Raw genomic sequence first — 23,091 nt, 5'->3', positions numbered from 1 at the left:
TTCTAGTCCTCGCTGTCCCAGACCGGCGCCATGTCGCGCGCGAACTTGATGTCGTCGTTGCTGGTCCCGGCCGCGACCATCGGCCAGACCATCGCGTCCTGGTGAACGACGAAGTCGATCACGACCGGCACGTCGTTGATCTCCATCGCCTTCTGGATCGCCGCGTCCACGTCCTCCGGCCGCTCACACCGCAGGCCCACACAACCGTACGCCTCGGCGAGCTTCACGAAGTCCGGGATCCGGCGCACCGTCTGCAGGTCGGTGTTGGAGTAGCGCTCGTTGTAGAAGAGCGTCTGCCACTGGCGGACCATGCCGAGGTTGCCGTTGTTGATGACCGCGATCTTGATCGGCACGCCCTCGATGACGCAGGTGGCCAGTTCCTGGTTGGTCATCTGGAAGCAGCCGTCGCCGTCGACCGCCCAGACCGTGGCGTCGGGACGTCCCATCTTGGCGCCCATCGCGGCCGGGACCGCGAACCCCATGGTGCCGGCGCCGCCGGAGTTGATGAAGGTGCCGGGCTTCTCGTAGCCGATGAACTGCGCGGCCCACATCTGGTGCTGGCCGACGCCCGCGGTGTAGATCGCGTCGGGGCCGACCAGGGCGCTCAGCCGCTCCATGACGTACTGCGGCGCCAGGGACCCGTCCTCGAACCGGTCGTAGCCCAGCGGGTAGGTCTCCCGGTAGGAGTCGAGCTGAGTCCACCAGTCGGCGTAGTCGCCCTTGCGGCCGTCGCTGCGCACCGCCGCGATCAGCTCGGCGATGACCTCCTTGCAGTCGCCCACGATGGGCACGTCCGCGTGCCGGTTCTTGGAGATCTCCGCCGGGTCGATGTCGGCGTGGACCACCTTGGCGTACGGCGCGAAGCTGGACAGATCCCCGGTGACGCGGTCGTCGAAGCGCACGCCGAGACCGATGATCAGATCGGACTTCTGCAGCGCGCCGACCGCCGCCACCGAGCCGTGCATGCCGGGCATGCCCAGGTGCTGGGCGTGGCTGTCGGGGAAGGTGCCGCGGGCCATCAGCGTGGTGATCACCGGGATGCCGGTGAGCTCGGCGAACTCCAGCAGCTCGGGCGAGGCTCCCGCCTTGTGCACGCCGCCGCCGACGTAGAGCACCGGCCGCCGGGACTCGGCGATCAGCTTGGCCGCCTCGCGGATCTGCTTGGAGTGCGGGCGGGTCACCGGCCGGTAGCCGGGCAGCTGCATCGCCGGCGGCCAGCTCGGGAAGGTCGTCGTGGCCTGCAGGGCGTCCTTGGAGATGTCCACCAGGACCGGCCCGGGACGCCCGGTCGAGGCGATGTGGAACGCCTCCAGGATCGTCCGCGCGATGTCGTCGGGGTTGGTGATCAGGAAGTTGTGCTTGGTGATCGGCATGGTGATGCCGGAGATGTCGGCCTCCTGGAACGCGTCCGTGCCGATCGCGCCGCTGGCGACCTGCCCGGTGATCGCGACGAGGGGGACCGAGTCCATGTAGGCGTCGGCGATCGGGGTGACCAGGTTGGTCGCGCCCGGACCGCTGGTGGCCATGCACACCCCGACCCTGCCGGTGGCCTGCGCGTATCCCTGGGCCGCGTGGCCGGCGCCCTGCTCGTGCCTTACGAGCACGTGCCGGACCTTGGTCGAGTCGTAGAGGGGATCGTAGGCGGGGAGAATCGCGCCGCCCGGAATCCCGAACACGGTGTCGACCCCGACGTGCTCCAGTGCCCTCACCAGGGCCTGGGCTCCTGTCATCTGTTCGGTCATCGGCTCGTTCCTTGCGTGGCTGAACGTGGCTGAACGTTGCGCTGGCATAAAAAAGGCCCCATCCCACCTGGACTGGCGGGGCTGGGGCGGCGCGCAGGTCGGAGTGCTTCGCTAACGGCCTGCGCGCCGGCGAAGTACTACGCGGATCCCACGGTGATGCATGGGTCCACGATGACCGACGGAGTGGCCCTGCGTCAAATTCATGGGACACATGTCTCAGAAGGCGAGATGTCAGACGCTTCCCTGCAGGCTGGAGGCGGTGGCGGGCCTCAGGGAGTCGACCCCGCGGGGGGCCATCGGCCGTCCCACCAGGTATCCCTGACCGCGGGTGCAGCCCATCTCGCGCAGCAGGTCCAGCTGCTCGGGACGCTCGATGCCCTCCGCCACCACGATCAGCCCCAGGTCGTGACCGAGCCGCACGATCGTGCGGGTCAGCAGCGTCAGGGTCTCGTCGCGCCCGAGCCCGGACACGAACGACGGGTCGATCTTGATCATGTCCACCGGGAGCTGCCGGAGGAACGCCAGCGAGGCGTAGCCGGTGCCGAAGTCGTCGATGGCCAGCCGTACCCCGAGCGCGCGCAGTTCGGACAGCCGGGTGACGATCTCCTCGGCGTCCTCGACCACCATCTCCTCGATCACTTCAAGCGTCAGCGCGCCGGGCGGCAGCCCGCTCTCGGCCAGCGCCGCCTCGATGGTCTGCACGAACCGCGGCGCGGTGATCTGCCGGGCCGACAGGTTGAGCGAGAGCCCGATGTCCCAGGAGGAGTCGCGCCAGGCGGCCACCTCCTGGCAGGCCTCTCTCAGGATCCACTCGCTCAGCGGCACGATCAGGCCGGTGTCCTCGGCCGGGCCGAGGAACTGCTCGGGGGGCACGAACTCGCCGCCCCGCCACCAGCGCACCAGCGCCTCCACGGCGGTGACGCGGGAGGTGGCCAGGTCGACCACGGGCTGGTACTCGATCGCGAACTGGCCCTCCAGCAGCGCCCGCTGCAGGTCGGCGGCCAGCTCCAGGCGGCGGACCACGTCGGCGTGCATGTGCGCGGCGAACACCTCGACCCGGCGTCCGCCGAGCTCCTTGGCCCTGGCCATCGCCACGTCGGCGTTGCGGATCAGGTCGGCCGAGGACACGTCGTCGTCGGCGAAGGCGACCCCGACGCTCGCGGTCAGCGCGATGTCGCGGTCGGCCACCCGGAACGGCTCGGAGGAGACCGTGTGGATCAGCAACTCGGCGAGGTCCACCGCCGTCTCGGCGTCCACGCCGCTCTCCAGCAGCACCGCGAACTCGTCGCCGCCCCAGCGCGCCAGGGTGTCGTCGGCCCGTACGGCGGCGCGGAGCCTGCGGGCGGCCTGGCCGAGCAGGTAGTCGCCGCTGGCGTGGCCGACGGAGTCGTTGACCGAGGTGAAGCCGTCGAGGTCGAGGAAGATCACGGCCACCCGGCTCTCGCCGGGGCGGGCCAGGACCTCCCGGGTGCGCTCCTCGAAGTAGGCCCGGTTGGGCAGGCCGGTGACGCCGTCGTGGAAGGTCAGGTGGGTGACCTGGTTGCGCAGGGCCTGCTCGTCGCTGACGTCGCGGGTGGTGACCAGCAGCAGCCCCTCGCCGTGGACGTGCCGGGTGGCCACCGACTCCGTCGGCCGCCAGGTGCCGTCGGCCGCCCGGATCCGGCACGCGATCATGCAGGCTCCCGGGCCCTCCTCGTGCTCCTCCTCGGCGCCCATCGCGCGCAGCGCCATCTGGATCTCCGGCAGGTCCTCCGGGTGGATGTAGTCGAAGATCGACCCGCCGACCAGCTCGTCGGGGCGGTAGCCGTAGGTGATCTCGACGCCCTCGCCGATCTGGTGCACCACGCCGTGCTGGTCGCACAGCAGCACCACGTCGCCGGTGCTCTCGGCCAGGTCGTGGAGCTGCCGCTCACCGAGGTCCAGCAGGCGCCGCATGCGGCCGGTCTCGCCCAGCGCCGAGAACAGGCGCACCAGCAGGATCACGACGACCGAGGCCGCGACGACGACCGGTACGGAGGCGGGTCCCTCCACCCGGCCGCCGAGCACCCGGACGAGCACGACGACGGTGGCCGCGGCGACGAAGACCAGCGGCACCGCGGCGATCGGAGAGGAGGCGTGCACGCGGTCGTACGGCTCGCGCCCGTCGTCCTCGGCGTCCACCGCGCGGGCCGCACGGCCGCTCCACGGAACGGCCGCGAGCAGCAGGAAGGCCATCGGGGCAGGCCAGACCCCGGCCATCGGCGGGGCGTCCCCGGCCAGCCTGGCCACCGCGGTGACCGTCTCGCCCACCGTGATGGCCGCCAGCACGGCGAGGGCGGCCAGGCCCACCGGCCAGGCCGAGCGCCGGATCGGCACCACCGAGGGACCGACCACGCATGTGAGGATCAGGCAGAGCAGGGGGGAGGCCAGGTTGACCGCGAAGTCCCCCGGGCCGCCGGCCTCGCGGTAGACCGGTCCCAGCGCGAGGACCCAGGCGATCGCGAACAGGGAGGCCGCGCAGACGTAGGCGTCGGCGAGGTCGCGCAGGAGCGCCCGCCCGTGCGCGGGCCGGTCGGCGCACAGGCCGGTGCCGACGGCGAGCATCGCCGTCCCGGCCAGCAGGACCAGGTCGGCGAAGTTCACCGCGAACGGCGCGCCGTCGGCGATCGGCCGGGCGCCGACCCCGGCGGTCCAGACGAGCGACCCGCCCGCCAGCCAGCGCCAGGCCAGCGCCCTGCGGCGGTCGGCGAGCCGGGAGGCGGCGACGAACAGGGACGCGGCCGCCGTCGCGGCCGCCGCCGCACCCGCCACCGCGCCGACGACCACGGCCGAGGCGCCGCTGACGAGGGCGGCCACGAGGCCTGCCACACCGGTCGCTCCGGCGGCGGTCAGCGGTACCCGGAGGTCACGCCAGCGGATCATTGTCTGCCCATCCAGTGTTCGGTCCGTCGCTTCTGCGGCGTTCCTTCGCTCCGCCGCGCCCACGGTGCTGCCGTCGGACGCGTCGTCGATCCTTCGCGTCCTCGAGAGCACACGGCCAGTGTGGGCTCTCCGTACAGCTTGAGGAGTGACAACGTCGCAGTCGTCACCGTTCTGATAACCATGCGAGCGATCAGAGTCGCAGAAGACAACGATACGCACCGAAGGTCACGACGCAGCCACGGTCCGGATTCCTTTCTCGGTCGGCTTGCTCTGTCAATATGAACCAGTAATGACATTCTTGAGCGGCTCACCTGCGAGATAACGCAGGAGCTGGGAGCGCAGCAGCCGCAACGCGCGCCGTTCGGAGGCCGGGGTGCTGCCCCCGACGTGCGGGGTGATCAGCACCCCGGGGGCCGTCCACAGCGGATGATCCGCGGGCAGCGGCTCCGGGTCCGTCACGTCGAGCGCCGCCATGATCCGTCCCGTGCGCAGCTCGGCGACCAGGGCGTCGGTGTCCACCACCCCTCCTCTGGCCGCGTTCACCAGCAGGGCTCCGTCCTTCATCGCGGCCAGGAAGCCGGCGTCGGCCAGCCCGGCGGTGGAGGGCGTGGCCGGCACCAGCAGCACCACCACGTCCGCCCGCGGCAGCAGCTCAGGCAGTTCGTCCTGCCCGTGCACGTTGCCCCGCGCGCTCCTGGCCACCCGGACCACGTCCACCTCGAAGCCCGCCAGCCGCCGCTCCAGGGCCTCGCCGATCGAGCCGTACCCCACGATCAGCACGGTCGCGTCGGCCAGCACGCCGGTGCGGTGGTAGGTCCACTCCCCCCGGTCCTGAGCCCTGACGAACCCCGGGAACTCCCGCAGCATCGCGATCATCGCCCCCACCGCCCACTCGGCGGTGCCCGCGTCGTGCACGCCCCGCGCGTTGCACAGCACGACGCCCTGCCGCAGGTGCGGCCGGTACGGCTCCACCCCCGCCGTGATGGTCTGCAGCAGCCGCAGCCGCGTCATCCGGGCGAGGACCTCCGGGGTCTCGGCCACCGGTATCAACGGCGGAACCCAGACCTCCGCCTCCTCCACCCCCTCGGGAACCGGCCCGGTCCCGTCGTAGACGACGCATTCCACATCGGGCAGATCACTCAGGACGTCGGCGGCGGCCTTGGAGGGCACCCAGATCTTCATGAACCGCATTATCCAGGCGAGCGTCCCGGAACCCACGGGGTGTGCATCGTGTATGGATGGGGAAGAGCGGACGAGGCGACGGAGGCTTTCCCCATGACGGGCACCACCCCACGCGACACGACCGGCCCCGCGGGCGCGGCGTCCCCCCGCCCGGGCCGTACGGCGGGCGCGGCGTTCCCCCGGATGGGCCGTGTGCCCGACACCGCGTCCCCCGGTACAGGCCGTACGCCTGGCACCGCGCTTCCCCGCACGGGCCGTACCCGGTGGTCGATCCTCGCCGTCGCCCTGACCCTGGCGGCCGGTTGCTCGGCCCCCGCCGCCGAGCGGGTGGGTACGGCCAGGACGCCCGCCGCCCCGGCCGCCACCGCCGTGTCCCAGCCGCCTCCCGGCGACCCGCGCGTCCTGACGGAGAACCTGGCGGTGCCGTGGGGCATCGCGTTCCTGCCCGGCGGCGACGCGCTGGTCACCGAGCGGGACACCGCCAGGTTGCTGCGCGTCACCGCGTCCGGGGAGGTCTCCGAGGTCGCGAAGATCGACGAGGCGCGCCCGGACGGCGAGGGCGGCCTGATGGGCGTGGCCGTCTCGCCCGCCTTCGACAAGGACGGCTTCGTCTTCCTCTACTACACCGCCGCCTCCGACAACCGGATCGTGCGCTACCGCTACGACCGCACCCTGACCGACGCCGAGGTCATCCTCGACGGCATCCCCAAGGGCGCGATCCACAACGGCGGCCGCCTGGCCTTCGGCCCCGACGGGCACCTGTACGCCGCGACCGGCGAGACCGGCGACCGCCGGCTCTCCCAGTCCCTCGACTCCCTCGCGGGCAAGATCCTCCGCATGACCGCCGACGGCGCCCCCGCCCCCGGCAACCCCTTCCAGAACGTGATCTGGAGCTACGGCCACCGCAACGTCCAGGGCCTGGCCTGGGACCCGTCCGGCCGCCTGTACGCCAGCGAGTTCGGCTCCAGCTCGTTCGACGAGGTCAACCTGATCGAGAAGGGCGGCAACTACGGCTGGCCCGAGGTCGAGGGCGTCGGCGGCGACTCCCGTTTCATCGACCCGGTCGTCACCTGGACCACCGACGAGGCCTCCCCCTCCGGCATGGCCTACGCCGACGGCTCCCTGTGGGTCGGCGCCCTGCGCGGCAGCAGACTCTGGCGTGTCCCGGTCGCCCAGGACGGCACGGTCGGCGCGGCCGTCCCCCTGTTCGAGAACCGGTACGGCCGAATCCGCGCGGTCACCACCGCCCCCGACGGCTCCCTGTGGATCGGCACCAGCAACAAGGACGGCCGCGGCTCCCCCGCCCCCGACGACGACCGCATCCTCACCCTCACCCCCACTCCCTAAGCACGGCGGATCGACGCCGGGTACGGCGGGTGGCGCCGGGTACGGCGGGTGGCGCCGGGACGGCTTCGATCTGTCGGCGCCGGACTTCGCCACCTCGCCCCGGTCTCGCTACCGCCCTCTTCCGCTGATGCTGCGTATGCTCCCTCGCGGCGCCGGTACGGCGGGACGGTGGGCGGCGGTTTTCGGCGCCTTCGTACGGCGGGCGGGCCGGGGTGGCGGGGACGGGTGTTGCACCATCGGGGCGGGGGTGGGTGGGGCGCTGTGCGGGCGGGTGTTCCGGCCGGCCGTCTCAGCGGGGCTCTGGTGCATTCAGGCCTCCGGCCTGCCCGGGCGCGCGGGGTGCGGTCCTTTCATACGCCGGCCTGCACACCCGCCCGCTCCGCGCCCGTCTCTGCTCCGCCGTACCCCTGACCCGCCGTAGTGGCGGAACCTTCCCGGACGCCCAGAGCATGCTGGGTGGCTGAAGCAACCGGTGGCGGGGCCGTTCAGGGTTGCTCGCCGTAGCTGAAGCCCACGGCGCGGGAAGGAGCGCAGGGTCGGCATCCGGATGTTCCGCGATTCCGTGCCTGCAACCAGTTCGGTTTCGCACGGCGAGAATCCGACATGGCATTTCCTCGCGTACGGCAAGAGAGTTCCCGCGGCGGGCAGAAAGGCCGCCGGTGGATCCTTCCTTGAACCTGATGGATCCACCTATCGCGCTATAAAGAGGTGATCTCGTCTCCCCTGACTGAAGGGGTGATCTCGTACGGCGCTGCCTCATCGAAGCCTGCGCCCCTTCGTGTTCCGGCACCCGTACCGGCTTGGGCTATCCTGGCGATCCGTGGACATATATGGGTCGATCGCCTCGTTCGCCGTCATCGTGGGACTGTTGACCCTCACGCCGGGTCTGGACACAGCCCTGATCCTGCGCACCTCCCTGCTCGCCGACAGGAGGTCGGCATGGGCCGTGGTGCTCGGCATCCAGGCGGGAACCCTCCTGTGGGGACTTCTCACGGCCGTCGGCCTGTCCGCTCTCCTCACCGCCTCCCACGTCGCCTACGAGGTGCTGCGCTGGGCGGGTGTCGCCTATCTGGTGTGGATGGGCGGCAAGATGGTCTGGAACAGCCGCAAGGGGAAAGCGCAGGAAACGGCGACACCCGAACGGCCGGAGATCGGCGGATGGGGAGCGGCGTTCAGGCGCGGCCTGCTGACCAACCTGCTCAACCCGAAGATGGGTGCCTTCTATGTCGCGATCCTCCCGCCGTTCATTCCGGACGGCGCGCCCCACGCGGTGATGGGAGTCCTGCTGGCAGGGGTCCACGTCTGCGAAGGACTGCTGTGGAGTGCCCTGCTCATCGGTTTCACCGCTCTGATGCGCGGCTGGTTGAACAAGCCGTCGGTCAAGCGCGGCCTGGACCGGGTCACCGGAGTCATCGTGATCGGATTCGGCGTGCAACTGGCCGCCCAACAGCGATAAGCGACCAGAGCAGAGGCCGTCCCCGACATCGGGGCACCGCCTGCGGTGCCCCGACCCTGCGCTCCTTCCCGCACCGTGGGCTTCAGCTACGGCGGCCCGCCCCGAACGGCCCCGCCACCGATTGCTTCAGCCACCCAGCGCACCCTGGGCGTCCGGGAAGGTTCCGCCACTACGGCGGGTCAGGGGTACGGCGGAGCAGAGACGGGCGCGGAGCGGGCGGGTGTGCAGGCCGGCGTATGAAAGGACCGCACCCTGAGCGCCCGGGCAGGCCGGAGGCCTGAATGCACCAGAGCCCCGCTGAGACGGCCGGCCGGAACACCCGCCCGCACAGCGCCCCACCCACCCCCGCCCCGATGGTGCAACACCCGTCCCCGCCACCCCGGCCCGCCCGCCGTACGAAGGCGCCGAAAACCGCCGCCCACCGTCCCGCCGTACCGGCGCCGAGCCCTGCTGCGAATCCGCACCGTACCCGGCGCCAACCACCCGCCGTACCCGGCGCAGGCCTTACTCGTCGGCGGACACGCACTTGAGGTCGAGTTCGGGCTTGTAGACGGTCGTCTCCTTCTCCCGCTTGACCTCCTCGCCGTCCTGCTTGAAGATCCGGGTCACGTCGATCGTGAAGCCGGGCTGGCCGGTCATCGGGATGCAGTCGGGGCCGCTGTCGGTCTTGCTCTCGAACTGGGTGACGTTGTAGCGCTCGGAGGAGACCGACTCGATGTCGTAGCGCTTGGTGCTCCAGAACGCGACCGTGACCGACGTGCTCGTCGCGGACGATTTCACCAGCACGCCGTACTTGGAGTCGTTCTTCCAGCGGAAGTCCGGCTGCGGCCAGGAGACCGTGGACTCCCGGCCGGCGGGGTAGCGCGAGATGTAGAACTCGTGCGCCATGTGCTGGACGTCCTCGAGGCCGCCGAAGAACACGGCGTTGTACATCGTCGTGACGAACTGGGAGATGCCGCCGCCGACCGAGGGGATCAGCCGGCCGCCCTGGATCATGGGCGCCTCGACGAAGCCGCGGGCCTTGTCGCGCTGGCCGACCACGCCGTTCAGCGAGAAGGTCTCGCCGGGCTTGACCAGGTGGCCGTCCAGGAGCTTGGCGATCGTCTGGATGTTGGTCGCCCTGGGCACGCAGCAGGGGTACATCGTCGTGAACTCGCTGATCTTCTCCTTGATGCCGAGCTTGCGCATCTCGGTCAGGGAGGTCCGCGGTTTCACGGTCGTGAGGGAGACCTGGATCGTACGGTCGCCGCCCTCGGTGACCAGGCCGGCCACGGCGTCGGCGAGCTTGTCGTCGTCGACGCCCTGGCCGCGGCGGCCGGGGACGAGCCTGGGCTTGTTGCCCACGATGTCGAAGGTCGGCTCGCGGGGGGCCTTGGCCGGGTCGACCAGGTCCTTCTCGACGCCGGCGAGGGCGCTCTTGGCGTCGAACACCGGGCGCATGCCGCCGGAGTCGTCGGGCTTGAAGGACAGGTGGGCGGCGATCGTGTCGACCGTCAGCTGGGCCTGCTTGCCGTCGGCGGTCAAGGTGATCGGGCCGGACAGGGCCTTGCGCGCCGAGGCGGCGGTCTGGGTGACCACATCGGCGGTGACCTTCGGCTTGGTGACCGTGACGGGCAGTTCGACGGTGCCGCCGGCGCCGAGGTAGGCCTTCCGGATGGCGGCGGCCGCGGCCTCGCGCTCCAGCTCGCGTCCGTCACGGGGCTTGACGCTCACCGGCTTGGTGCCCTCGAAGGAGACCGCGCCCTCGACCACCTTCTGGTCGATCTTGCCGGCCAGCTCCTCGACGCTCAGGCCGAGCTTCTCGGGATCGGCGGAGACCTTCGGGGGCAACGCGTTGGTGCCGGTCAGGGCCCGCCAGACCTCGCCGGGAGAGGGGAAGTCGCTGGGGGCCTGGTCGATGGTGGCCACGATGTCGAGTTCGAGACCGGCCTGCGCGGGGTCGAGGGTGTAGCGCTTGCCCACGGCCTCCAGGGTCATCGGCTCGCTCGCGTCCTGGGCCAGCCGCTCCCTGAGCCGGTCGGCCGCCTCGGTCGCCGTCAGGCCGCCGATGTCGACGCCCCGGACCTGCGTGCCGGGAAGGATCTTGCCGGACATGGCGATCGCGGGCACCCCGTAGGCGAGGCCGGCCAGCACCAGGAGGAGCACGAGAGCGAGCGTGATCTTGCGGCCCCGGCGGCGGGGCCGCTCCTGGGGGACCGGGGTCCCGGGCCGCGGGCCGGCGCCGTTGCCGTCGGACGCCGGGCCGGGGTCGCCGCCCCGCGACGGCCGCGGCGGGAAGGGGGGCTCGGGAGGCGGCGCGGGCATGCGCCAGGGCTGGCGCTGGAGCGGGGTGGGAGGCGCTCCCCCGCCCGCCGCAGGACCGGCGGGACCTCCCGGACCGCCCGGAGCGCCCCGGACTCCCGGAGCGCCCGGTCCACCGGGGGCACCCGGTCCGCCGGGAGGCGGGCCCGCGGGACGGTCGAAGGCGGGAGAGCCGAAGATGTCGGGAGAGACGCCCGGGGGCAGTCCCGAGCCGCCGTTCGGCGGGCCGGCGGCGGGGGTCTGCGGGTTGCGGGATCCCGCGGCGGCGCCGGGCCGGATCGGGCGTGAGGGCAGGGGAACCGCGGCGAACGGGTCCGTCGGCGGGTCGATGGACCTTCCGGCGTTCCGCACAGCCCCCGTCTCCTCCTGTTGCACGAATTCCTCCCCGGCAACCCTAAACCACAACAGCTAACCGGCGCCCTGAATGCGGTAACAAATCAGCCTGTCCACCGGTATCGGTGCTCCGGGCGGCCGGCGGTGCCGTACCTCGGCCGCAGCTCCGTCTGGCCGGTGGCGCACAGGTACTCCAGGTAACGCCGGGCGCTGACCCGAGACAGTCCGGTGAGCATCGCGACCTCGGCCGCCGACAGGTCGGTCTCGGCCTCCCTGAGCGCGTCCGCCACCAGGGAGCAGGTCGTGGCGGACAGCCCCTTGGGCAGCGGCGGCGGACCCCCGCCGGGCACGCCGAACAGCCGGTCCACCTCGTCCTGGCAGGCCTCGGGTCCGAGGGCGGCCAGCTGCCTGCGGACACCGGCGTACTGCTCCAGGCGGTCGGTGAGCGCCCCGGCCGTGAACGGCTTGATCAGGTAGTTCACCGCGCCGCCGCGCATGGCCGCCCGTACCGTGGTCACGTCGCGGGCGGCCGTGATGACCAGCACGTCGGCGGGGTGGGACACCCCCCGCAGCGTCCTGAGCACGTCGAGCCCGGACATGTCGGGCAGGTAGATGTCGAGCAGCACCAGGTCGGGCCGGTGCTGCGCCACCGCCGCCACCGCCGCGGCCCCGGTGTGCACCGCGTCGACCACCGTGAAGCCGGGCACCCGCGCCACGTAGCCGCTGTGGATCCTGGCCACCATGAAGTCGTCGTCCACCACGAGCACCTTGATCGACGCCGCCGACGACGACGTGCGCCGCGGCTCGGGCGCGGCGGGCTGCCGGTGCCCGGCGTCGTCGTCCGGCCGGTGGCCTCCGATCGCGTCGCCCGGCTGCCGGTTTCCGGCCTCGTCACTCATCCGCTCCGCCTCTCAGCGCCGGAACGCTCTCACGGACATCCTCACGCCGCGGCAGCAGTGCGGTGAACACCGCGCCCCCCGCGTTGTGCACGCGCACCCAGCCGCCGCGGCGCAGGCACGCCTGGCGGGTCAGGGCCAGGCCGAGGCCGCGGGGGCCGGAACGGGCGGCCTTGGTGGTGAAGCCCTCGCGGAACACCTCGTCGGCCAGGGCCGGGCTGATCCCCGGCCCGGAGTCGCCGACCCGGATGCGCAGGCCGTCCTTCTCGGTCCGGACGGAGACCTCCACCGTGCCCCCGGCGCCCTCCAGCGCGTCCAGGGCGTTGGCCACCAGGTTGCCGACGACCAGCACGGCGTCGTGCGGGTCCCCGAGCCCGTCCTCCTCCACCCGGCAGTCGTCGGTGAGCACCAGGGACACGCCCCGCTCGGCCGCCTCGGCGGACTTGGCCAGCAGCAGCGCGGCCAGGGTCGGGTCGGCGACCTTCTCGCGGATGCCGGCCGAGTGGTGGCCGTAGGCCTCGGTGGTCTGCGTGATGTAGCCGACCGCCGTGTCGTACTCGCCGAGTTCCAGCAGGCCGACCACGGTGTGCATGCGGTTGGCGAACTCGTGCGCCTGGGCGCGCAGCGCGTCGGTCGTGCTGCCGGCCTGGTCGAGCTCGCGCGCCAGCCGTACCAGCTCGGTCCGGTCCCGCAGGGTGACCACCCAGCCGCTGCGCCGGCCGCGGACCGCCACCGGCATGCGGTTGAGCACCAGGACCCGGGCGCGGTGCAGGACGACCTTGTCGTCGCCCGGGTCGTCGCCGGTCAGCACGTCCCGCATCCGGTCCGACAGCGGCATCTCCGCGATGCCCCGGCCGACGTCGTGGGCCGACAGGCCCAGCAGCTCCCTGGCAGCGTCGTTGACCAGCGTCACCCTGCCCTGCAGGTCGAGGGCGAGCACGCCCTCCTTCACGCCGTGCAGCACGCCCTCGCGCTGTTCGAGCAGGGCGGCGATCTCGCGGGGTTCGAGGCCGAAGGTCTGCCGCCGGACCCGCTGGGCGATGAGCGCGGCGCCCGCGGATCCGGCGAGGAACACCGCCAGCACGGTCCACATCAGCGGCGGCAGGGCGGCGCCGAGCTGACCGGCGACGTTCTCCTCCAGGACGCCGACCGAGGCCAGGCCGATGACGGTGCCCGAGGAGTCGAGGATCGGCGCCTTGCCGCGCACCGAGCGGCCGAGCGTGCCGGTCTGGATGCCGGTCCAGGTGCGGCCGGTGGACAGGACCTCCGAGCCGTCGGTGGACAGCCGCTTGCCGATCAGCGCCCGGTTGGGGTGGGCGTAGCGGATCTGGTCCCGGTTGGCGATCACCACGTAGTCGGCGCCGGTGGCGGCCTGCACGCCGGCCGCGATCGGCTGCAGGGCCAGCTCCGGCCGGGGATGCGTGAACGCCTCGCGCACCTGGGGCAGCCCGGCCACCGACTCCGCGATGGCCAGGGCCCGCTGCTGGTGCTGCAGGTCGAGCCGGTCGCGGGTGTGCTCGGCCCAGACGCCCGCCGTACCGCCCGCCGAGAGGAAGACGACCACCAGCTGCAGGACGAACAGCTGGGTGCCGAGGGAGGCGTTGAGGATGCGCCGCATGACTGGAACTCCCTGGTCGGAGAGCCCATCAGAACATACGGAGGTAACGGTGCAGTCGCGGCGACCGGCCGGGGGCGTGACCAATACGACCGATACGACGGCAAGCACGCAAAGGATCGACATCGCGGCCCGTGGCACCCAGCATCCTCACCACGCTTTTCCACTCGCTGTTGGGAGATTACCCATGCACCTCCGCAGACTCGCCGCCCTGGCGGTCCTGTCACTCGCCGCCCTCACCGCCTGCGGCTCGGGCTCGGAGTCCGGCACCGCCGCCGGCGCGCTGAAGATCATGGCTCCGGCCTCCCCCGGCGGCGGCTGGGACCAGACCTCCCGTACGGCGGAGCAGGCCTTCAAGGCCGTCGACCCGTCCCGCAAGGTCGAGGTCTACAACGTTCCCGGCGCGGGCGGCACCATCGGCCTGGCCCAGCTGGCGGGCGAGAAGGGCAACGGCAACCTGCTGATGACCATGGGGCTGGTCATGGTGGGCGCGATCGAGCAGAACAAGTCGCAGGTCAGCCTGGCCGACACCACGCCCGTCGCGAAGCTGACCGAGGAGTACGAGATCGTCGTGGTCCCGGCGGAGTCGCCGTACAAGACACTGGCCGACCTGACGGCGGCGTGGAAGGCCGACCCGGCGAAGATCGCCATCGCGGGCGGCTCGGCCGGCGGCACCGACCACATCGTGGCGGGCCTGATGGCCAAGGCCGCCGGGATCGACCCCAAGCAGGTCAACTACGTCGCGCACTCCGGCGGCGGTGAGGCGCTGAACGCGCTGCTGGGCAACAAGGTCGCGATGGGCATCTCGGGCGTCGGCGAGTTCGCCGAGCACGTGAAGTCCGGCAAGCTGCGCGCCCTGGGCGTGTCGTCCCCCGCCAGGCTGGCCTCGGTGGACGCGCCCACGCTGAAGGAGGGCGGCCTGGACGTGGAGCTGGCCAACTGGCGCGGGTTCGTCGCCCCCGCCGGGCTGGACGACGAGGCGAAGAAGAACCTGACCGACGCCGTCACCAAGATGCACGACTCGCAGGCGTGGAAGGACGCGGTGGCCAAGAACGGCTGGACCGACGTCTTCCAGACCGGCCAGCCGTTCGCCGACTTCCTGACGGCCGAGCAGACCAAGGTCAAGGCCATCATCGCGGAGATGGGGCTCGTCTCCTGATGTCGTCGTCTCACGAGGCACCGCGATCCCCCCGGGAGCCGGAGGGCGCGGCGGGCGGGTCCGCCGTACCGGATGCGTCCGGTACGGCGCCGCGCCCGGCCGCGCCGGACTCCGCCCGGTGGGGGTGGCGGCGGCCGGAGCTGGTGCTGGCACTGACGGTGCTGGGGCTGGGCGTGTTCGTGATCGTCGGCACCGCAGACGTCACCGCCGCCGGCTCCGCGCTCGGGCTCGGTCCCCGTTTCTTCCCGCTCCTCGTCGGTTCGGCGATGGTGCTGATCGGCGTCTTCTACGTGATCGACGTGCTGCGGGGCGGTCACGGCGACCCGGAGGAGGCCGAGGACGTCGACGCCTCCGCCCCGGCCGACTGGAAGACGGTGGCGCTGGTCAGCGTGATCTTCCTCGCCTTCGCGGGACTGGTCGACCTGCTCGGCTGGATCATCGCGGGCGCGCTGCTGTTCTTCGGCCTGGCGGTGGCACTGGGGGCCGGGCACCGGCTGCGCGCGGGCGCCGTCGCGATCATCCTGTCGACCTCGTCCTACCTGGCCTTCGTCAAGGGCCTGGGCGTGACGCTGCCGGCCGGGCTGCTGTCGGGGGTGATCTAGGTGGATTCGCTGCAGCTGCTGCTCGACGGGTTCGCCACCGCGCTCACCCCGGTCAACCTGCTCTACGCACTGGCCGGGGTCACCCTCGGCACGCTCGTGGGCGTGCTGCCCGGCATCGGCCCGGCGATGACGGTGGCCCTGCTGCTGCCGATCACCTTCAACGTCCCGCCGGCCAGCGCGTTCATCATGTTCGCCGGGATCTACTACGGCGGCATGTACGGCGGGTCCACGACCTCGATCCTGCTCAACACGCCGGGCGAGAGCTCCTCGATGATCACGGCGCTGGAGGGCAACAAGATGGCCCGGCGCGGCCGGGCCGCCCAGGCACTGGCCACCGCGGCGATCGGGTCGTTCGTGGCGGGCACGATCGCCACCGGCCTGCTGGTGGTGGCGGCGCCCGTGGTCGTGGACTTCGCGATCTCCTTCGGCCCGGAGGACTACTTCGCGCTGGCCGTGCTGGCCTTCACCGCGGTCTCGTCGGTGCTGTCCCGTTCGGTGGTGCGCGGCCTGGCCTCGCTGGGCTTCGGCCTGGTCATCGGCCTGATCGGCATCGACGAGCAGACCGGGCAGGCCCGGCTGACCCTGGGCATCCCCCAGCTGCTCGGCGGCATCGAGGTGGTGGTCGTCGCGGTCGGGCTGTTCGCGCTGGGCGAGGCGCTGTACGTCGCCTCCCGGCTGCGGCACGGCGAGCCCGAGATCATCCCGGTGGGCCGGGCCTTCATGGGCCGTTCCGACTGGTCGCGGTCCTGGCGGCCGTGGCTGCGCGGCACCGCGCTGGGCTTCCCGTTCGGCGCGCTGCCCGGCGGCGGGGCGGAGATCCCCACGTTCCTGTCCTACTCGGTGGAGAAGCGCCTGGCCCGGGGAGCCGCCCGCGAGGAGTACGGCAGGGGCGCGATCGAGGGCGTGGCGGGCCCCGAGGCGGCCAACAACGCCTCGGCCGCGGGCACGCTCGTCCCGCTGCTCACCCTGGGCCTGCCCACCTCGGCGACGGCCGCGATCCTGCTGGCGGCCTTCCAGCAGTACGGCCTGCAGCCGGGCCCCCAGCTGTTCGACCACAACCCGGCCCTGGTCTGGGGCATGATCGCCTCGCTGTTCCTGGGCAACGCCATGCTGCTGGTGCTCAACCTGCCGCTGGCCCCGCTCTGGGCGAAGGTGCTGCACGTCCCCCGGCCCTATCTCTACGCCGGGATCGTGCTGTTCGCCGCACTGGGCGTCTACGCGCTGAACGCCTCGTGGATCGACCTGGTCGTGCTGTACATCCTGGGCCTGCTCGGCTTCGCGATGCGCCGCTTCGGCCTGCCGATCGCGCCCGCGGTGATCGGCATGATCCTGGGCCCGATGGCGGAGATCCAGCTGCGCCGGGCGCTGGCCATCGGCGCGGGCGACGCCACGGTCCTGGTGCGCAGCCCGATCGCGGCGGCCATCCTGGCGGTGGCGTTCTTGGTGCTGTTCATTCCGCTGGTCAGAGCGTTGACACGCCCTGGGCGGGCAGCCGGGTAGCACGCGGCCTGCGGGGGATGAAACAGCTGTGACAAGGTTGAACCCGGCAGTCGACACCATGGCCTCCGTCTCACGCGGATCACCGGTGCCCGAGCACGCGGACGGCCCGCCGGCCTCCGGCGGCGGTACGGCGCTGCGCCGTACCGCGATGTTCGCCGCGCTGCACCTGGCCGCCACGCTCGCCGGGCGGATGGAACTGGCCGGCGGGGAGACGTTCGGCCTGGTGTGGCCGGCGGCCGGGGTGGGGGCGCTGTGGCTGCTGGTGCAACGGCACGAGCGGTCCCGGTGGCTGGACATGCTGGCAATGGTGACGATCTTCGTCGTCGTCAATCTGCTGACCGACTCCACTTTGCCGTCCGCCCTCTTCTTCACCGCGGTGAACGTGGCGCAGATCCTGGTGTTCCTGCGGGTGCTCTCCCGGGCCTGCCCGGATCTGTGGGATTCTCCCCCGTGGGGAGCCTTCGAGCGGGTGCGGCATCTGTGGGGACTGCTGGCCGCCGCGGCCGCCGCGGCGGCGGTCGGCGCGCTGGTCGTCCCCACCGTTCTGGGAGTGCTCACCGGCCAGTGGTCGGCCCCGAGCGCCGTGGCGTGGTGGGCGCGCAACACCGTGAACATGGCGGTGATCCCCGCGCTGGGCCTGTGCCTGGGGCGCCTGCCCGACCGGCGGGTCCCCGCCTCGCGGCGGACCTCGGCGTGGCGGGCGGTGCGAGAAGCCTCGGACCAGGCCGGCGGCTGGCGGATCGCCGAGTTCTGCGCCCTGCTGGCGGCGTCGGCGGTGGCCTACCTCGTGGCGTTCGGCGTCAGCCGCGATCTGCCACTGGCGTTCCTGCTGATCGCGGTGACGGTCTGGGCCGCCGTACGGTTCAGCACCACCGTCGTGGCCCTGCACACCCTGGTCACCGGCATGGTCGCCATCGTCCTCACCGTGTACGGGAGCGGCCCGTTCGCCATCATCGACTCGCCCGCGTCGCGGGTGCTGGTGGCGCAGGTCTTCGTCGGGATGGTCGCGGTGGTCGGCCTGGCGCTGGTGCTCGGCCGCGACGAGCGCGAGAGGCTGACCGAGCAGCGGATCGCCGCCGAGAAGGAGGCCGCCGCGCAGGCCGGGATGCTGGCCGCGATCGTCGACTCGATGTACGACGGACTGATCGTCCTCGACGCCGGCGGGCGCTTCCTCATGAGCAACCCGGCCGCCCGGCGTCTGCTCGGCGTCGACGGCGTCACCGGCGACATCGCCGAGCACCGGCTGTTCCACCCCGACGGGACGCCCATCGGGGTGGAACGGATGCCGCACCGACTGGCCCTGGCCGGGCAGGAGATCCGTGACATGGACGTGCTCGTGCGGGTCCCCGGTCTGGCCGGCGAGCTCATGCTCAGCGTCAGCGCCACCCGCCTGCCGGTGAACGGCGGCGCGGCGGCCGTGGTCTTCCACGACGTCACCGCCGAGCGGCGGCACCGCGACGAGCTGGCCGCCTTCGCCGGGGTCGTGGCCCACGACCTGCTCAACCCGCTGACCACCATCGACGGCTGGCTGCAGATCCTGGCCGACGCAGTGAAGCCTCCCCCCGGCGACGACGCGCCGAGCGGGGTGGACGACAGCATCGCCCACATCCAGCGGGCGTCGGGCCGGATGCAGGAACTGATCCAGGACCTACTGGCGCACGCCACCGCGCGGGACGCGCCGATCACCCCCGTCCCGGTCGACCTCGGGACGCTGGTGCGGGAGATCGCCGCCACCCGCGGCGACGTCCCGGCGGGTCCCGGCGGTGCCCGGGCACCGGTCTTCCGCATCGGCGAGCTGGCCGCGGTCCTGGCCGACCGGGCACTGGTGCGCCAGCTGGTGGACAACCTGATCGGCAATGCGGTCAAGTACACCGCCCCGGGGGCGCGGCCGGAGATAACCGTCACCTCCGCGCCCGAACGCCCCGGGTGGATCCGGGTCGAGGTCGCCGACCGCGGCATCGGCATCCCGCCGGGACAGCACGAGGCGATCTTCGAGAATTTCCGCCGGGCGCACGAGGGCGGCTCCTACAGCGGCAGCGGACTCGGCCTGGCCATCTGCAAGCGCATCGTCGAACGGCACGGCGGAACCATCGGGGTGCGGGACAACCCCGGCGGCGGCTCACGGTTCCACTTCACCCTGCCCGCCGCCGGCGCGGCGCCGCCCGCGGAGGCGGACGCGACGCCCTGACCGGTCCCGCCTCCTCAACCGGTCACGCGCGCCTGCGGATCCGCTCCAGGTCCTCCTCCGGCAGCGCGTCGGCGACCAGCAGTCGCGGCAGCAGCTCCGGTTCGAGAGTCATCGCGCGGAAGGCGAAGGCGACGGTCACCTCATGTCCGGGACGGTGGACGATCTCGACCGGGTCACCGGCGCGGACGTCGCCCGGTTCGATCACGCGCAGGTACGGGCCCGGCCGTACGGCCCGCGTGAAGCGCTTGATCCAGCCCTCTTCCTCCAGCCAGCCCTGGAAGGTCCCGCACGGGATGCGGGGGCACGACACCTCCAGGACCACGTCGGGCCCGATGCGCCAGCGCTCGCCGATCAGGGCGGCGTTGACGTCGAGGCCGGCGGTCGTGAGGTTCTCCCCGAAGGAGCCGTTCGGCAGCGGCCTGCCCAGCTCGCCCTCCCAGATGTCGAGGTCCTCCCGGGCGTAGGCGTAGACGGCCTGGTCGGTTCCGCCGTGGTGCTTGACGTCGTAGACGCGGTCACCCGCCAGGCCGACCGCGCCGGTGCCCTTGGGCCCGGGCTCGCGGACGGCGACCGGGCCCTCGGCGGGGCGCTTGTCGATGCCCGTCGCGCCGAGGTTCTTCCAGGGGTTGGGGCGGGGCTTGCCGATGTTGACCGAGAGCAGCTTCACACGCACGACCGTACGGCCCCGCCCCACACCGGAGCGACTCATTTCCCGCCCGTCCCGCCGCCTCCGGCGGGGTGATCGTCACTTGCGGGAACATGCATTCCCGGTAGTTGAAAAGACGGGAAACCCCCACGAGCAGGACCGACTGCCGGTGTGCGATCGTCTACTCCCGCGCCTCCACCGCGCCCGGCGCGAGGCCCCCCAACCACCCGAGGCCGATCCCGGAAACGGCACCCGGCAGACTGGCGTCCGTGCGTAGGAGGAAAGAACGGGTTCGCACCGCGCTGGAAGCCATCGCACTGCGGCCGGTGGAATTCCTCGGCTCCAGATGGCCGTGGCGGGCTCTGGGCTACCTGGCGTCCAGTGCGCTTTTGTGCGGGATCGTGGTGCTGGTGGCCGTGGGGATCGGCAGTTTGGAGCATGTCGGGTTGAGAGTCGCGGCCGGTCTGGCGGTTTTCGGCCTTGCCGTACCTTTCGTAGGGTTGTTCGAGCGTTGGCGCCTGACCTGGGTGGACACCACGGCAAGCCGTACTGTCACCCACAACACCTCGGCCCCCACCCCGACCCATCCCGCGTCCACCGAAGCCCACAGCAGACCCGATCGTCCCAGCCGGGGTCGAAGCGCGCTCGAATGGCGGGTGGCGGGGGCTGGGCTGGCGTCGCTGCTGGTGCTGAGCTGGATCGACGTGATCATGTTCGGGCTCACCGTCGGCGGACCGGTGCTGCTGGTGCTCACGCCCGTGGTGCAACCGCCGGAGGCGATCGCGCCCGGCCCCGCGGTGGTGGTGGCGGTGGGGAGCCTGCTGCTGGTCCCGGCGGCCGTCTACACCTTCACGGCCTGGGCGGGCGCGCGGGGGGCGATGCTCCGCGGGCTGCTGGGCGGCAGGGACGCGGAGCTGGATGAGGTCCTGCGCTCCCGCGCCCGCCTGGTGGACGCCTTCGAGGTCGAACGCCGCCGCATCGAACGAGACCTCCACGACGGCGCCCAGCAGCGTCTGGTGGCCCTGTCGATGCGGCTCGGCCTGGCCAAACTCGACCTCCCGGACGAATCCCCGGCCAAGGAACAGCTCGCCCTGGCGCACGAGGAGGCCAAGCATGCGCTCAACGAACTCCGCGAGCTGATCCGCGGCGTTCACACGCCGGTCCTGATCGACCGGGGCCTGCCCGCCGCCGTCCGGGAGGCGGCCGGCCTGTCGGCGATTCCGGTGGACGTGGACGTGGTCATCGAGCAACGCCCCGCCACAGCGGTGGAGGTGGCGGCCTACTACGCCGTCTCGGAGTCCCTGGCCAACATCGCCAAGCACAGCGGTGCCCACCGTGCGTCGATCCGCGCCCGGATCCACGCCGAGACCTTGACCCTGGAGATCGAGGACGACGGCAAAGGCGGCGCGGACCCCGCCCATGGCACCGGCCTCATCGGCCTGTCGGACCGCCTCGCCGTAGTAGACGGGACAATTGCCGTATCAAGCCCCTTGGGCGGCCCCACGGTCGTCCGTGTCGACATCCCGGTCACGTGACCGGGCTTGCCCGAATCGAGGAAGGACGCCCATGCGGGTGGTGATCGCCGAGGACGACGTGCTGCTACGGGAGGGACTCGCCGGACTGATCTCCCGTTTCGGCCACGAGGTCGTCGCCTCCGTCGGCGACGCCGCAGCCCTCCCCGACGTGGTTCGCGAGCATCGCCCCGACGTCGTCGTGACCGACGTGCGCATGCCTCCGGGCTTCACCGACGAGGGCCTTCGGGCCGCCATCGCCCTGCGCGCGCAGTCGCCGCTGCCCGTGCTCGTGCTCAGCCAGTACGTCGAGCAGACCTACGCCGCCGAACTCCTGGAGTCCGGCGACGGGGCTGGGGTCGGTTACCTGCTCAAGGACCGTGTCGGTGAGGTGGCGGAGTTCGTCGACGCGCTCACTCGGGTGGCTGCCGGTGGCACCGTCGTCGGCCCTGAGGTGGTACGGCAGCTGCTACGCCGCCGCCGGAGCGCCCTCCAGCGCCTCACTCCACGCGAGCTGGAGGTTCTCGGGCTGATCGCCGAGGGGCGCTCCAACGCTTCCATCGCCAGGGAGCTCGTCGTCACCGACGCCGCCGTGGCCAAGCACATCGCGAGCATCTTCGCCAAGCTCGACCTTCCTCCCACCAGCGACGGCCACCGCCGCGTCCTGGCCGTCCTGACCTACTTGGACGCCTGACATCCCGCATCCGGCCGAAAGGTAGTGCCAGGTCTACCCCCAACCCTCGACCGTCCGCCAATGTGCGCGCCGACCTGCGCCGATTGAATCATGGTCATGAAGACGAACGAGAGTTTCCCCGGCAAGTGGATCGAAGGCATCGGGCTGGTCCTGGGGCCGACGCTGGTGATGATCGGTGTCCTGCTGAAGCTCGGCCACGACGCGTTCTTCCCCGAACAACTCGCCGCCTTCGCCGGCGGCCCCGCACAGATGACGGCCGCCTACAGTTGCTTCGTCGCCGGGATCGTGCTGCTGTCCCCCGCTGTCCTGGGTGTGGCCAGAAGGATCGGCGCCACACACCCGCGCCTGGCCCAATGGGGCTTGGGCCTCACCCTGGCAGGCCTGTTCGCCCGCACCTTCCACGCCGGCGTCAGCCACCTGGCCTTCCAACTGGTGGACGTACAAGGCTTGAGTACGGCACAGCAGGCGATCAGCGAGCAGTACGGCTCCTTTCACGTCTTCCAGACGATCAACCTGGCCACGATGACGGGCTGGATCGTCCTCGCGGTCGGTGCGTGGCGCTCGGGCGTGCTCGGACCGGTGCAGTCGCTGGGGTTGGCGTTGATGGCGGCCATGCCTCTCGGAGTGCTCAAGGGCACCGGCGTGATGTCGATCGTCGCTGCGGGCGGATTGTGCCTCGCCCTCGTCCCGCTCGGCATCAAGGTGCTCTCGCAGGGGCCGGCGCCCAGGTGGTGGACCTATCCCCTGGCCGCCACCATCGCCGCCGCCGGCACCCTGGTCAGCCTCGTCGGCTAGAGACGGGTAAGTCCTCGGCCGCGGCGGTGCGAGATGCGGGTATAAAGATTGTCGATCTTCAGCACGGCCCCGCCTGCGGCGTTTACCGGTGACCGAGGGCGATCATCCGCTCCCGCGCCAGGACTGACGAGATGCGAGGGACATGAGGGTGAGAGGGCTGGGACAGCCGCGCTCACCCTGAACCACTGACAACAACCGGGCGCCGATCACTGACAACAACCGG

General features: G+C 71.8%; 16 protein-coding genes. 9 read left to right on the top strand and 7 right to left on the bottom strand.

The window, feature by feature from the left end; genetic code table 11:
- Positions 1-2: 2 nt before the first annotated feature.
- The 3 genes from Pta02_RS13060 to Pta02_RS13050 all read right to left on the bottom strand — a co-directional run bounded on the left by Pta02_RS13060 (position 3) and on the right by Pta02_RS13050 (position 5,825).
- Complete coding sequence (locus Pta02_RS13060) at positions 3-1,790, bottom strand: acetolactate synthase large subunit (RefSeq protein WP_203875053.1); 1,788 nt, start codon at positions 1,788-1,790, stop codon at positions 3-5.
- Positions 1,791-1,973: 183 nt separating this feature from the next.
- Positions 1,974-4,589 carry a putative bifunctional diguanylate cyclase/phosphodiesterase gene (locus Pta02_RS13055; protein WP_239130404.1) on the bottom strand — a complete coding sequence of 872 codons (2,616 nt, stop codon included), beginning with the start codon at positions 4,587-4,589 and terminating at the stop codon, positions 1,974-1,976.
- Between the two features lie 327 nt (positions 4,590-4,916).
- A complete protein-coding gene (locus tag Pta02_RS13050; protein WP_203875051.1) occupies positions 4,917-5,825 on the bottom strand; it encodes a 2-hydroxyacid dehydrogenase in 909 nt (302 codons plus the stop codon).
- 93 nt (positions 5,826-5,918) lie between these two features.
- On the opposite strand from Pta02_RS13050, the gene Pta02_RS13045 reads away from it, so the two are divergent.
- Both Pta02_RS13045 and Pta02_RS13040 read left to right on the top strand, forming a co-directional pair.
- Complete coding sequence (locus tag Pta02_RS13045) at positions 5,919-7,172, top strand: PQQ-dependent sugar dehydrogenase (protein ID WP_239130401.1); 1,254 nt, start codon at positions 5,919-5,921, stop codon at positions 7,170-7,172.
- Between the two features lie 820 nt (positions 7,173-7,992).
- Complete coding sequence (locus Pta02_RS13040) at positions 7,993-8,628, top strand: LysE family translocator (RefSeq protein WP_203875050.1); 636 nt, start codon at positions 7,993-7,995, stop codon at positions 8,626-8,628.
- 504 nt (positions 8,629-9,132) lie between these two features.
- Here Pta02_RS13040 and Pta02_RS13035 read toward each other — a convergent pair.
- The 3 genes from Pta02_RS13035 to Pta02_RS13025 all read right to left on the bottom strand — a co-directional run bounded on the left by Pta02_RS13035 (position 9,133) and on the right by Pta02_RS13025 (position 13,776).
- Complete coding sequence (locus Pta02_RS13035) at positions 9,133-11,280, bottom strand: VanW family protein (protein WP_203875049.1); 2,148 nt, start codon at positions 11,278-11,280, stop codon at positions 9,133-9,135.
- Positions 11,281-11,366: 86 nt separating this feature from the next.
- A complete protein-coding gene (locus Pta02_RS13030; RefSeq protein ID WP_203875048.1) occupies positions 11,367-12,161 on the bottom strand; it encodes a response regulator in 795 nt (264 codons plus the stop codon).
- A complete protein-coding gene (locus tag Pta02_RS13025; protein WP_203875047.1) occupies positions 12,154-13,776 on the bottom strand; it encodes an ATP-binding protein in 1,623 nt (540 codons plus the stop codon). The genes Pta02_RS13030 and Pta02_RS13025 overlap by 8 nt, the downstream gene beginning before the upstream one ends.
- 184 nt (positions 13,777-13,960) lie before the next feature.
- Between Pta02_RS13025 and Pta02_RS13020 the strand changes: the two genes are divergently transcribed.
- From Pta02_RS13020 to Pta02_RS13005, 4 genes are all read left to right on the top strand, one after another.
- On the top strand, positions 13,961-14,932 hold the full coding sequence (locus Pta02_RS13020) for a tripartite tricarboxylate transporter substrate binding protein (RefSeq protein WP_203875046.1): 972 nt from the start codon (positions 13,961-13,963) through the stop codon (positions 14,930-14,932).
- Entirely contained in the window at positions 14,932-15,534 is a 603-nt protein-coding gene (locus Pta02_RS13015) for a tripartite tricarboxylate transporter TctB family protein (RefSeq protein WP_203875045.1), read from the top strand. The genes Pta02_RS13020 and Pta02_RS13015 overlap by 1 nt, the downstream gene beginning before the upstream one ends.
- Complete coding sequence (locus Pta02_RS13010) at positions 15,535-17,034, top strand: tripartite tricarboxylate transporter permease (protein WP_203875044.1); 1,500 nt, start codon at positions 15,535-15,537, stop codon at positions 17,032-17,034.
- Between the two features lie 85 nt (positions 17,035-17,119).
- Positions 17,120-19,222, top strand: a complete 2,103-nt coding sequence (locus Pta02_RS13005) for a sensor histidine kinase (protein WP_203875043.1) — start codon at positions 17,120-17,122, stop codon at positions 19,220-19,222.
- Positions 19,223-19,244: 22 nt separating this feature from the next.
- Here the strand turns inward: Pta02_RS13005 and Pta02_RS13000 are convergent, their stop codons facing one another.
- Positions 19,245-19,889 (bottom strand): MOSC domain-containing protein, encoded by a 645-nt coding sequence (locus Pta02_RS13000; RefSeq protein ID WP_239130398.1) that lies wholly within the window; start codon positions 19,887-19,889, stop codon positions 19,245-19,247.
- Between the two features lie 479 nt (positions 19,890-20,368).
- Between Pta02_RS13000 and Pta02_RS12995 the strand changes: the two genes are divergently transcribed.
- The 3 genes from Pta02_RS12995 (at position 20,369) to Pta02_RS12985 (ending at position 22,868) form a co-directional block, all read left to right on the top strand.
- Entirely contained in the window at positions 20,369-21,403 is a 1,035-nt protein-coding gene (locus Pta02_RS12995) for a sensor histidine kinase (RefSeq protein ID WP_239130395.1), read from the top strand.
- Between the two features lie 31 nt (positions 21,404-21,434).
- The gene (locus tag Pta02_RS12990; protein ID WP_203875040.1) at positions 21,435-22,073 is read left to right on the top strand and encodes a response regulator transcription factor; all 639 of its coding nucleotides are present in this window, start codon (positions 21,435-21,437) and stop codon (positions 22,071-22,073) included.
- Positions 22,074-22,169: 96 nt separating this feature from the next.
- On the top strand, positions 22,170-22,868 hold the full coding sequence (locus Pta02_RS12985) for a hypothetical protein (RefSeq protein WP_239130392.1): 699 nt from the start codon (positions 22,170-22,172) through the stop codon (positions 22,866-22,868).
- Positions 22,869-23,091 lie beyond the last annotated feature (223 nt).

This window comes from Paraplanobispora takensis, from assembly GCF_016863195.1.
Taxonomy (GTDB): Bacteria; Actinomycetota; Actinomycetes; order Streptosporangiales; family Streptosporangiaceae; genus Planobispora; species Planobispora takensis.
Note: the sequence above shows the minus strand (reverse complement) of the source record. Positions and strands in the feature narration are given on the sequence as shown.